This is a genomic window from Lysobacter sp. Soil_C_15 (assembly GCF_057657315.1).
The window spans coordinates 177,410-189,439 of sequence record NZ_JBDGIR010000006.1; the positions used below are offsets into that span (position 1 = coordinate 177,410).

The window sequence follows — 12,030 nt, forward strand, 5'->3', positions numbered from 1 at the left end:
GCGTATGGTGCGGCGTATGGGCGGGGCCGCGGGGCCTGCCGCCCCACACCGAGGAGAACCCGGCATGAAACGCCTGCTCGTACTCGCCATCGCCCTCGGCGGCGCACTCGCCGCCCCCGTCCTGGCTGCGCCGGACGACGCCGCGGCCGCCGCCGCGGTCGGCGCCGACAGCGACCGCATGCAGCGCGAACATTTCGACCAGCGCAGCCGGATGGCCAAGACCCATCCCAACGAATTGTGGCGCCTGTACGGCAGCCAGGCCGCCGCGCAGGGCGACTGGGACGACGCCTTCCGCCATTTCCGCCGCGCCGCGCGCTACGCCGACAAGTATTCGCAGCACCGCCTGAGCCTGATGTACTGGTACGGCCTGGGCGCAAGCCAGGACCGCGCCCTGGCCTACGCCTGGGCCGATCTGGCCGCCGAGCGCCAGTACCCGCAGTTCGCGATCCTGCGCGAGAAGATGTGGCAGGAACTGGGCGAGGCCGAGCGCGAACGCGCCCTGCGCGAGGGCCAGGCGCTGTACGATCAATACGGCGACCGCGTCGCCAAGCCGCGCTTCGAGCAGGCGCTGTCGCGCTCCAAGCGCGAGATTACCGGCAGCCGCACCGGCGAGGTCGGCCGGCTGCAGGTGTTCACCCCGGGCCCGGCCCGGCTGTTCGAGCCCGGCGCCACCGACCTGACCGCGATGTACCACGACTGGCGCTTCGACAGCGCCCGCTACTGGGCCGCCGAGGACGTGGTCTGGCGCGACGGCAACGTCGAGGTCGGCCCGGCGCAAAACGCACCGCGTTCGAACTGAACGCACCGGCGTCGGACCGGCCGTGCCGGTTCGACGTCCGCCGCGCGCGCCGTCAAGTCTGTGGCGCGGCCCGCGCGCGGCCTACACTGCGCGCATGGCCAAGCTCTATTTCTATTATTCGGCGATGAACGCCGGCAAGACCACGACCTTGCTGCAGTCGGCGCACAACTACCGCGAGCGCGGCATGCGCGTGGCGATCCTGACCCCGCACCTGGACGACCGCGCCGGGCGCGGTACCGTGGCCTCGCGGATCGGCCTGCGCGCCGACGGCGAAGCCTTCGATCGCGATCAGGACCTGGAAGCGCTGATCCGCGCCGACATCGCCGCGCGCGGCGCGCTGCATTGCGTGCTGGTCGACGAGGCCCAGTTCCTGAGCCGGGCCCAGGTCTGGCAGCTCAGCGAGGTGGTCGATGCGCTGCGCATTCCGGTGCTGTGCTACGGCCTGCGCACCGATTTCCGCGGCGAGCTGTTCGAGGGCAGCCAGTACCTGCTGGCCTGGGCGGACGAGATCAGCGAGATCAAGACCATCTGCCATTCCGGCAAGAAGGCGACCATGAACGTGCGCGTCGACGCCGCCGGCCGCGCGGTGCAGGACGGGCCGCAGGTCGAGATCGGCGGCAACGACCGCTACATCTCGGTCTCGCGCGCCGAGTACAAGAAGGTGATGCGCGGCGAGGGCACGATCGAGCCGCTGCAACAGCCGTTGCCGTTGTCGAACTGAGGGCGTCCCGGCATCGGCGGATGGCGGATGGCGGATGGCGGATGGCGGATGGCGGATGGCGGAGCTAAAGCCAAAGCAAATCCCCCTAGCCCCCTTTTTCAAAGGGGGAATGCTTGCGGCGGCGCTGGCTTGACCCACGCCCGGGAGAATCGCTGCCGGTTTCCATTGGCCCCCTTTTGAAAACCGGCCCCCTTAACACTGGCCCCTTTTGAAAAAGGGGGCTGGCGCCGGCGTTGTCCGATGGCCCGTGCTCCGGCGGCGCCGGGGGATTTGCTCTGCGCTGTTCCCGCCCTTCCCGCTCAACCCAGCGCCGAACGGAAATACGCGTCCAGCGTTTCCTGGCGGCCGCTGCCGGCGGCCAGCGCCGGCGGCGCGGCCTGCATCCGCGCCAGTTCGGCTTCGAGGAAATCGCTGATCGCGGCGATCCGCGGCCCGGCCTCGGTTTCGGCGCTGCGGCGCTTGCGTTCGAGCAAGGCGTCGACGGCCTCGCGCACCGGGCCGTCCGGCAGCAGCCGCGCCATCAGGTCTTCGAACGCCATCGGCGGCGGCGTGCGCTCGCGCTCGATCCACTGGCAGGCCAGCACCGGGCGCAGCACGTACAGGTACTTCTTGGTCCGGATCGCCTCGCCGCCGAGGTGGCCGCGGAAGGTGCCCAGGGCCAGGCTCAGGTAGTGGTGCCAGGCCGCGACCGGCGAGTAGAACGTCTCGGCCAGCCGGCGCAGGCCCGGGCCCAGCGCCGGATCCTCGCGGTACACCACCGGCGAGCGCACCCACTCCAGCAGGGTCGGGTTGGACTTGGACAGCAGGCGCAGGGCCTTGCGCAGGTCCCAGCCACTGACGTCCAGATCGTGCTCGATCGGCAGCTCGATCACGTCGCGCTGCGGCTGGTTCGGGCCGGTCAGCTCGTTGACGGTCAAATACCAGTCGCGCTCGTGGACATAGACGAAGCGCGCGTCGTAATCGCTGTCGGCCGAGGAAAAGCCCCAGCCGCGGCTGCCCGATTCGCAGGCATAGACGATCCGCACCGCATGCTCTCGCTCGATCGCGGCCAGGGCGTCGAGCACCGCGCGGCGCTTGTCCTCGGCGATGGGATGCAGTTCGGGCAGGGCGGACAGGACGGTCATGCGCGGCGAGCGGAGGCGGACGGCCCTCCAGTCTAGCCGCGCGGCGGCGCCGACTTCATCGTCGCCACACCGACCCGCGTCACTGTCGTATCGTTGCCCGCGTCCTCACTCCCGCCCGCTCGCCCGATGCCGCCGATGCCGTCCGCCCTGCCGATCCAGACCGAACGCCTGCTGCTGCGCGAACTCGTGCCCGCCGACGCGCCTTTCATCCTCGAACTGGTCACCGACCCGGCCTTCCTGCAGAACATCGGCGACCGCGGCGTGCGCGACCTGGACAGCGCCGCGCGCTACATCGCCGACGGCCCGGCGGCCAGCTACGCCCGCAACGGTTTCGGCCTGTGGCGGGTCGAACTGCGCGACAGCGGCGAGCCGATCGGGATGTGCGGCCTGCTGCGCCGCGACGCCCTGCCCGACCCGGACATCGGCTACGCCTACCTGCCGCAGCATCGCGCGCGCGGCTACGCTCAGGAAGCCGGCGCCGCGGTGCTGCGCTACGCGCGCGACGTGCTGGCGCTGCCGCGGGTGCTGGCGATCGTGCATCCGGCCAACGCCGCTTCGATCCGAGTGCTGGAGCGGCTGGGGCTGTGCGCCGAAGGCAGCCTGCGCATGAACGGCGAAAGCCACGACGTGCGCCTGTTCGCCACGGCGCCGGCCGCGGACTGAGCGCATGCGCCGCGCCTGGCCCGCTCTGCTCGGCCTGCTGCTGGCCGCCTGCACGGCCCAAGCGCAGGCACGGCCGCAGCCGCCGGCGGTGCGCGACGGCGACCTGATCTTCCAGGTCTCGCGCTCCTCGCAGAGCCAGGCGATCCAGCGCGCCACCGGCTCGCGCTACAGCCACTTGGGCGTGATCCTGCATCGCGACGGCCGGCCCTACGTGTTCGAAGCGATCGATCCGGTGTCCTACACCCCGCTCGCCGCCTGGATCGCGCGCGGCGAACGCGGCCACTACGTGCTCAAGCGCCTGCGCACGCCGCCGGACGCGACCCAGCAGGCGCGGCTGCACGCGCAGGCGGCGCGGTTTGTCGGCCGCCGCTACGACCTCGCCTTCGAATGGTCGGACCGGCGCATCTACTGCAGCGAGCTGGCCTGGAAGCTGTACCAGCGCGCGCTCGGCCTGCGCATCGGCCAGACCCGGCCGCTGCGCAGCTTCCGCCTCGACGACGCGGCGGTGAAGGCCAAGCTGCGCGAGCGCTACGGCGAACGCGTGCCGTTGGACGAACCGGTGATCGCGCCGGCGGAGATGTTCGATTCGCCCTTGCTGCGCACCGTCGCCTCGGGCTGAACCCTGGCCCCGCGCAGCCGCGGCCGGCCGTCGACCAGGTCGGTCCAGACCGCATAGGCCGCGCCGCCGGCCAGGGCCAGTTGCGGGAAACCGGTGCCGCGACCCCGGCCGCGCACCTGGGCCAGCGTCAGGCGCTGGCGTTCCTGGCTCAGGTCCGGCGCCAGCCGCGCCAGTTGCAGGCTCTGGCCGCCGCGGTCCTCGCGCATCCACAGCACCCAGGCCTGGTCCGCGTCCAGGGCCAGATCGACCCGGCCCTGCACCGCCTCGCCGCGGTCCAGGGTCGACGGCGCGCCGAAGCGCGCGCCGGCATCGGCGCTGGCGGCGATGCGCAGCGACGGCGCCTCGCCGGCGCCGGTGTACCAGGCCACCAACGCCCGCTCGCCCTGGGCCGCGACCGCCGGGCCGTTGACCGGGCAACCGGGCATGACCCAGCCGTCGGCGTGCACCGGCTGCGGCGGCGTCCAGGCGCCGTCGATCAGGCGGGCGGCGGCGATGTCGCGCACCTCCTGTTCGCCGCGATCGCGATAGACCAGCAAGGCGCCGCGCGCGGTCGCGGCGGCGTCGGTCTGGCAGCAGTCGCAGGTGCGGGTGTCGAGCACGGTCTCGGCCGAGCGCTGCAGGTCGGCGCCGAAGCGCGCGCTGCGCAGGGTCATCGCGCCGCCGTGGCCGGCGTGTTCGCCATGGTCTGGGCCCTTGCCGCTGGCGCGGCCGTCCAGCCAGGCCACCCGCATCGCGTCGGCGCCTTCGGCCCATAGCGAGACGAAACCGTGCTCGGTCGGGGTGCCGTCGTCGTTGACCGGCAGCGGCGCCGACCAGTGCGCGCCGCCGTCGGCCGAACGCACCAGCACCACGTCGTAGGCATAGGGCGCGTCGCCGGACTTGCGCAGCCAATGCGCCCACAGCGCGCCGTCGGCCGACACCCCCAGGTGCGGCGTGTCGGCCCAATTCACGAACCAGTCGCGGCCGTGGGCGATCGCCCGCGGCGCACCGCGCCAACGCCCGTCGGCGCCGGCCTGGGCGAACTTCAAGGCATGCAGGCCGTCGCGCGACTCGATCCACGACAGCAGCAGGCCGCCGTCGGGGGCGGCGATCAGGTCCGGCTGGGCGCCGCCGTCGACCGGCAAGGGCCAGTCTTCGACCCGCCACGGCGCTGCGGCGGGTGCCGCCTGCGTGGGCCGATTCGCCGTAGCCTCGGTGGCCGGCGGCGCCGGGGGCGCATCGCAGGCGGCGACGAGCAGCGCGGCCAGGGCCGGCGACCAGCAACGGATCGGGCAACGGATCGAAGACGGAAGCATCGGCGCAGGACCCGCAACGAGGACGCCGCATTGTGCGGCGCGCCGGCCCGCTGCCGTCAACGCCGCCGCGCGGCATTTCGCCGCGGTATCAAGCGCCGCGGCGCCAGACCCGGCAGCGGTTGTTGGCCGGCATGGCCAGGTCCGCGACCAGGGCCAGGCCGTGGTCGGCGGCCAAAGCATCGACCGCCTCGGCATCGCGCAGCCCCGACGCCGGGTCGCGCGCTTTCAACCAGGCGTCGAACTCGCGGTTGCTGTCGCTGCTGTAGCGGCCTTGGTCATTGAACGGCCCGTAGACCACGACCGTGGCCTGTTCCGCCAGTACGTTCGCCAGACCGGCGAAGAACGCCTCGACCTGGGGCCAGCCCATGATGTGCAGGGTATTGGCGCTGAACGCCGCATCGAAACCCGGCCTGCGTCCGTTCACGGCGGGCGGCAGCGACGGCAACGGCACCAGCCCGGTCGCCGAACCGGCCACCGCTTCCAACACCAACGGGGCCGGCGTGTTCGCCAGTCCGGCCTCATCCAGCCACAGCCGAATCCCCGGCAAGTAGTCGGCGCGATCCGAGCACTGCCAGCGCAGCCACGGCATCGCCGCGGCGAAATGCACCGCATGCTGGCCGGTGCCGCTGCCGATCTCCAGCACCTCGCGGCGGTCGGCGAACCGCTCGCGCAGCACCGCCAGGATCGGCTCGCGGTTGCGCTCGCAGGCGGGGGAATGGGGTTTCATGCTGGCGCCACCATGCCACAAGCGCAGGATGCGTCCACGCGCCAGCGTCGTCCGGCTTAGCCGGCCGTGGTACGCAACGCCGCGAACGCCAGCCCCGACACCACGCCCAGCGACGGGTCGCCGGCGACCTGCTTCGCGTCAGGGAAGCAGCGGCGCACGGCTTCGCGCACGTAGGGCGCGCGCGACATGCCGCCGGTCAGGAATACGGTCGCCGGCGGTTCGCCGATCTCCTGGGCGACCTCGGCCAACAGCTCGGCGACGAAGCCGAGGAAGGGCTCGGCGGCCTGGCTCAGGTCGACGGCGCTGGAGGCCAGGCTCAGGCCGGTTTCGATGTAGTCCAGTTCGGCGCGGCTGTCGGCTTCGCTGCTGAGCCGGACCTTGGTCGCTTCGACCGCACGGCTGAGGCGGGTGGTGTTGCCGGCCTGCTGCAGGGCGATCAGGCGCGGGCCGAACGGGGCCTCGACCTCGCGGTAGCTGTCGCGACGCTGGAACTCGCGCTGGCGCACCACGTCGTGCACGGTCGCGGCCTCGACGTAGTGGTGCGCCGGTACCCGGGTGGCGCTCTTGCCGAACAGCGGCATGAAGCGCGACAGGCTCAGCGACAGATCGACGTCGACGCCGCCGCGGGCGATGCCCCAGGAACCGAGCACCACCGGCTCGCGTTCGCCGCCGACCTCGGCCAGGGTCACGTCGGTGGTGCCGCCGCCGATGTCGACCACCAGGGTGCGATGGCGATGCGCGCTCTGGGCGTGGTAGCCCAGCGCCGCGGCCACCGGCTCCTCGAGGAATTCGACCTGGTCGAAACCGGCGCCCTGCGCGGCCTCGGTCAGGATCGCCAGGGCCTGCTCGCCGCCGGCCGCGCCCATCGAGCTGCGGAACTGCACCGGCCGGCCCAGCACCGCCGAGCGCACGTTGGCGCCGAGCTGCTGGCTGGCGCTGAGGCGGATGTGTTCGAGGATGTAACCGGCGATGCCGACGATGGTCTGGCGCACGTGCGGGGCCAGCTGGTAGCCGAGCATCGACTTGGGCGACTGGACCAGGTTGCCGTAGCCCTCGGCGAGGTAGGCCTCGACCGCGTCCTCGCCGTAAACCGCGTTCTGCAGGGTCGCCGCCGAGGCGCGCGCCTCGCGCACCTGCTGTTCCAGCCATTGCCGGCGCACCGCGCGGATCGCGTCGCGGCGCAGGTCGGCCTCGTTGCGCTGGAGCGGGCTCGGGATCAGCGCTAGCGCCGCCTCGCGCTGCCCGGCCGGCAACCGCGCGGCGTGCTCGCGCCGGGCCTGGGCCTCGTTGAGGGCGCGGGTCTGCTGGGCGCGGGCGCTGCGCACCAGGGCGTCGACCTCGGCCTCGAGCGCGTCGGTCAGCTCGAACCGGCTCGGGTCGGGCACCGCCTCGGGGAAATACACGGTGGTGCGGAACTGGCGCTCCTCGCCGAACGCGACCGTGCGCACCGCGCCGTCGATCACCGCCGCGGCGGCGGAGTAGCTGGTGCCGAAATCGATGCCGATCTTCATGGGTTGGGCGTTTTTTGCGGCGCGCAAGGATACCGGTTGCGCGCCGCCGCGGCCTGAATCGTTTAGGCACGGCCGGCAAAGCCTATGGCGTCTCACACGCTGAGATCGCAGTCTCGTACAACGAGACTCCCCTCCGCCGCCTGCGCCCATGTCCGCCCTGATCGATCCGTCCCCGCGCGACCTCGTCCCCGCTGCGCAGCGCTCGCAGGCCCTGGCCCGCAGCGAAGAAGCCATCGACGCCCGCCACGGCGGCGCCCTGGCCGAGCGGCTGCAGCGCCGCTACCGCGACCGCATCACCGGCGCCTTCACCCTGCCCGGGCGCGAAGGCCGCTACGCGCCGCTGCCGGACGACCTGCCCGAGCCGCTGCGGCGGGCGCTGCGCGCGCGCGGCATCGAACGGCTCTACAGCCACCAGGCCGAGGCCTGGGCGGCGACCCAGGCCGGCGAGGACGTGGCGGTGGTGACCCCGACCGCCTCGGGCAAGTCGCTGTGCTACACCCTGCCGGTGGTCGCCGCGGCCATGGCCGGCGCCGCCGGCGCGCCCGCGTCGAAGGCGCTGTACCTGTTTCCGACCAAGGCCCTGGCCCAGGACCAGGTCGCCGAATTGCTGGAACTCAACCGCGCCGGCGACCTAGGGGTGAAGGCCTTCACCTTCGACGGCGACACCCCCGGCGACGCGCGCCAGGCGATCCGCCTGCACGGCGATATCGTGGTCTCCAACCCGGACATGCTGCACCAGGCGATCCTGCCGCATCACACCAAGTGGGCGCAGTTCTTCGAGAACCTGCGCTACGTGGTGATCGACGAAATCCACACCTACCGCGGCGTGTTCGGCAGCCACGTCGCCAACGTGCTGCGCCGGCTGCAGCGGATCTGCGCGTTCTACGGCGCGCGGCCGCAGTTCATCCTGTGCTCGGCGACGATCGGCAACCCCCAGGCCCACGCCGAGGCGCTGATCGAGCGGCCGGTGCGGGCGATCCTGGAGTCCGGCGCGCCGACCGGCGACAAGCACGTGCTGCTGTGGAACCCGCCGGTGATCAATCCCGACCTGGGCCTGCGCGCCTCGGCGCGTTCGCAGAGCAACCGCATCGCCCGGATCGCGATCAAGGCCGGGCTGAAAACCCTGGTGTTCGCCCAGACCCGGCTGATGGTCGAGGTGCTGACCAAGTACCTCAAGGACGTGTTCGACCACGACCCGCGCAAGCCGGCGCGGATCCGCGCCTACCGCGGCGGCTACCTGCCGAGCGAGCGGCGCGAGGCCGAGCGGGCGATGCGCGACGGCCGCATCGACGGCGTCGTCTCGACCTCGGCGCTGGAGCTGGGCGTGGACATCGGCAGCCTCGACGTGGTCGTGCTCAACGGCTACCCGGGTTCGGTCGCCGCGACCTGGCAGCGCTTCGGCCGCGCCGGCCGCCGCCGCCAGCCGTCGTTGGGCGTGCTGGTGGCCAATTCGCAGCCGCTCGACCAATACATGGTGCGGCATCCGGACTTCTTCGCCGACGCGCCGCCGGAGCACGCGCGCATCGCCCCGGACCAGCCGCTGGTGCTGTTCGACCACATCCGCTGCGCTGCGTTCGAGCTGCCGTTCCTGCACGGCGAACGCTTCGGTCCGATCGACCCGGCGGTGTTCCTGGAGGCGCTGGCCGAAACCGGTGTGGTCCATCGCGAGGGCGAACGCTGGGAATGGATCGCCGACAGCTACCCGGCCAACGCGGTCAGCCTGCGCTCGGTCGCCGACGGCAACTTCGTCGTGGTCGACCGCAGCGACGGCCGCCAGGCGATCATCGCCGAGGTCGATTACTCGGCCGCGGCGCTGACCCTGTACGAGGGCGCGATCCACATGGTGCAGTCGGTGCCCTACCAGGTCGAACGCCTGGACTGGGACGGGCGCAAGGCCTACGTCGTGCGCACCCACGTCGACTACTACACCGACTCGATCGACTACACCAAGCTCAAGGTGCTGGACCGTTTCGACGGCGCCGCCGCCGGACGCGGCGACAGCCATCACGGCGAAGTGCACGTGGTCCGGCGGGTGGCCGGCTACAAGAAGATCCGCTACTACACCCACGAGAACATCGGCTACGGCCCGGTCGCCCTGCCCGACCAGGAACTGCACACCACCGCGGTGTGGTGGCAGCTGCCGCAGGGCGTGCTGCTGTCGCGCTTCGAATCGCGCCAGGACGCCCTGGACGGTTTCCTCGGCGCGGCGCACGCGCTGCACGTGGTCGCCACGGTGGCGGTGATGGCCGATGCGCGCGACCTGCAGAAGTCGGTCGGCAACGGCGACGGCGCCTGGTTCGCGACCCAGGACGCGAGCGGCCGCGGCCAGTTGCGCGGGGTCGAGTCCGACGCCGCGGCCGGGTCGCTGGCGACCCTGGAGGTGCAGCAGTTCGTGCCGACCGTGTACTTGTACGACAACTTCCCCGGCGGGGTCGGCCTCAGCGAACCGCTGTGGCTGCGCCAGGCCGAACTGGTCCAGCGCGCGCGCGAACTGGTCGGCCGCTGCGACTGCCGCGCCGGCTGTCCGGCCTGCGTCGGCCCGGTATTGGCCGCCGACGAAGACCGCGCCGGCGGCGCGACGCCGAAGGCCCTGGCCTTGAAGGTGCTGGGCCTGCTCGGCGAGGGTACGCCGGACGACGGTTCGCCGGACAACAGCCGGCTGGATGCCGATCTGCTCGACCCAGCCTCGCTCGACCGCGATTCGCTCGCCCTGCTCGACCAAGCCGCCCTGGGCGAAGGCCGCGAGGCGTGAGCCTGGACCTGGCCAAGCTGCGCCTGCTGCAGCGGCAGGCAGGACGGACGCAGGCCGATCCGCCGCCGGCCGCCGCCTCGCCGGCCGCAGCGCGCACTGCCGCCTTTGCCCCACCCGCGCCCGCGAGCGCAGGCCATCGCCAAGCCGCGGACGCACAAGGCGCCAGCCGCGCCGACGCCGGCGCTCTCCTCCTCGAAAATGAGGGGTTGGGGGAGATTCGCTCTTCGGCCGATCCGACCGCGCCGCTGCCGCGCTCATCGGCGAAGCCGAACCAAAGCCGGATCGCCGCCAGCGACATCCCTTTCCTCGACGATGCGCTCGACCATGCGCAGCCCCGCCCGGCCGCCACCGACGCCGCGCAGTTGCGCCGCCTGATCGCCTTGCGCGAGCGCAAGCCCGGCGCGGATATCGGCGCATCCCCTGCCGCCGAACCGACGTCCCCGGCGACCGCGCCGCCCTCGCCTGCTCCCAGCCCAGCCGCTGCGCCCCTACCCCGCGGCGAGAGCGAAACGCCCAGCCGCGCCCGCGGCCCGCGCACCGACATCGACGCCCTGCGCCGCTTGATCGCCCTGCGCGAACGCAAGCCGACGCCGTCGGCCGCGATCGAATCCCCGCCGGTCGCGGCCGGCTTCGCCGCGTCGCCGGCGCGTCGCTCGCTCGACCGTTCCTTGCCGGGCGAGGAAATCGCGCCCGGCCTGTACTACCTGCAAGCGCATCTGCCGCTGCCGGTGCCGGCCAGCGCGCTGTCGCTGGCTTTCGCCAAGCGCGGCGACGAAAGCGTCGAGCCGCAACGGCTGCTGTTCTTCGACACCGAAACCACCGGCCTGGCCGGCGGCACCGGCACCCGCGCCTTCATGATCGGCGCCGCCGACTGGCGCCACGACCCCGGCCGCGGCGCCGGCCTGCGCATCCGCCAGCTGACCATCGCCAGCCTCGCCGCCGAACCGGCGATGCTGCGCGAATTCGCCGGCTGGCTGCGGCCCGATACCGTGCTGTCGAGCTACAACGGCCGCTGCTACGACGCGCCGCTGTTGAACGCGCGCTACCGGCTGGCGCGGCAACCCAATCCGCTGCTCGGCCTGGATCACGTCGACCTGCTGTTTCCGACCCGACGGCTGTACCGCGGGGTGTGGGAGAACTGCAAACTGGCGACGATCGAACGCGAACTGCTGCGCATCCTGCGCGAAGACGACTTGCCCGGCGCACAGGCGCCGGCGGCGTGGCTGCAGTATCTGCGCGGCGGCAGCGCGGCGTTGCTGCGGCGGGTGATCGCGCACAACCACCAGGACGTGGCGACCCTGGCCCAGCTGCTGCCGCGCCTGGTCCAGGCCCACGCCGAACTGGCCGCCGCGGGGTAGGAGCGGCGCGAGCCGCGACCGCGAAACCGCAACGGCGGCGCGATCGGCTGCAACGTGTCGCGACTCACGCCGCTCCTACAAGAGACTTGCGAACGCTTGCGGATCGGGTCGCCGCGGCGGGAGGCGGCGCGGTCGCGGCTTGCGTCGCTCCTACCCCAAGCCCGCGGTGCCGCATCCCTGTAGGAGCGGCGTGAGCCGCGACCGCGAAACCACAACGACGACGCGACCGGCTGCAACGTGTCGCGGCTCACGCCGCTCCTACAAGAGACTTGCGAACGCTTGCGGATCGGGTCGACGCGACGGGCAAGAGCGCGGTCGCGACTTGCGTCGCTCCTACCCCAAGCCCGCGGTGCCGCATCCCTGTAGGAGCGGCGTGAGCCGCGACGCGAAACCACAACGACGACGCGACCGGCTGCAACGTGTCGCGGCTCACGCCGCTCCTACAAGAGACTTGCGAACGC

10 protein-coding genes are annotated in these 12,030 nt (G+C 72.4%); 6 read left to right on the plus strand and 4 right to left on the minus strand.

The window, feature by feature from the left end:
• Positions 1-64: 64 nt before the first annotated feature.
• Positions 65-799 carry an SEL1-like repeat protein gene (locus AC3A57_RS15615; RefSeq protein ID WP_487579757.1) on the plus strand — a complete coding sequence of 245 codons (735 nt, stop codon included), beginning with the start codon at positions 65-67 and terminating at the stop codon, positions 797-799.
• Between the two features lie 94 nt (positions 800-893).
• Positions 894-1,520: a thymidine kinase gene (locus AC3A57_RS15620; RefSeq protein ID WP_487579758.1), complete on the plus strand. Its 627-nt coding sequence runs from the start codon at positions 894-896 to the stop codon at positions 1,518-1,520.
• A 299-nt stretch (positions 1,521-1,819) separates the two neighbouring features.
• Here the strand turns inward: AC3A57_RS15620 and AC3A57_RS15625 are convergent, their stop codons facing one another.
• Positions 1,820-2,626, minus strand: coding sequence for a nucleotidyltransferase domain-containing protein (locus tag AC3A57_RS15625; protein WP_487579883.1), 807 nt, complete (start codon positions 2,624-2,626; stop codon positions 1,820-1,822).
• Between the two features lie 153 nt (positions 2,627-2,779).
• Here AC3A57_RS15625 and AC3A57_RS15630 point away from each other — a divergent pair, with 153 nt between their 5' ends.
• Together AC3A57_RS15630 and AC3A57_RS15635 are read left to right on the plus strand one after the other, a co-directional pair.
• Complete coding sequence (locus tag AC3A57_RS15630; RefSeq protein WP_487579759.1) at positions 2,780-3,307, plus strand: GNAT family N-acetyltransferase; 528 nt, start codon at positions 2,780-2,782, stop codon at positions 3,305-3,307.
• Between the two features lie 4 nt (positions 3,308-3,311).
• Positions 3,312-3,926, plus strand: a complete 615-nt coding sequence (locus AC3A57_RS15635) for a YiiX family permuted papain-like enzyme (RefSeq protein WP_487579760.1) — start codon at positions 3,312-3,314, stop codon at positions 3,924-3,926.
• On the opposite strand, the gene AC3A57_RS15640 is transcribed toward AC3A57_RS15635, so the two are convergent.
• The 3 genes from AC3A57_RS15640 to AC3A57_RS15650 form a co-directional block, all read right to left on the minus strand.
• Positions 3,836-5,221: a sialidase family protein gene (locus AC3A57_RS15640; protein WP_487579761.1), complete on the minus strand. Its 1,386-nt coding sequence runs from the start codon at positions 5,219-5,221 to the stop codon at positions 3,836-3,838. The two genes, AC3A57_RS15635 and AC3A57_RS15640, sit on opposite strands and share 91 nt — an antisense overlap.
• A gap of 88 nt (positions 5,222-5,309) precedes the next feature.
• Positions 5,310-5,948 (minus strand): DUF938 domain-containing protein, encoded by a 639-nt coding sequence (locus AC3A57_RS15645; RefSeq protein WP_487579762.1) that lies wholly within the window; start codon positions 5,946-5,948, stop codon positions 5,310-5,312.
• A gap of 56 nt (positions 5,949-6,004) precedes the next feature.
• A complete protein-coding gene (locus tag AC3A57_RS15650) occupies positions 6,005-7,459 on the minus strand; it encodes an Hsp70 family protein (RefSeq protein WP_487579763.1) in 1,455 nt (484 codons plus the stop codon).
• Positions 7,460-7,607: 148 nt separating this feature from the next.
• Between AC3A57_RS15650 and AC3A57_RS15655 the strand changes: the two genes are divergently transcribed.
• A complete protein-coding gene (locus tag AC3A57_RS15655; protein WP_487579764.1) occupies positions 7,608-10,211 on the plus strand; it encodes a DEAD/DEAH box helicase in 2,604 nt (867 codons plus the stop codon).
• On the plus strand, positions 10,208-11,569 hold the full coding sequence (locus AC3A57_RS15660; RefSeq protein ID WP_487579765.1) for a ribonuclease H-like domain-containing protein: 1,362 nt from the start codon (positions 10,208-10,210) through the stop codon (positions 11,567-11,569). The genes AC3A57_RS15655 and AC3A57_RS15660 overlap by 4 nt, the downstream gene beginning before the upstream one ends.
• Positions 11,570-12,030 lie beyond the last annotated feature (461 nt).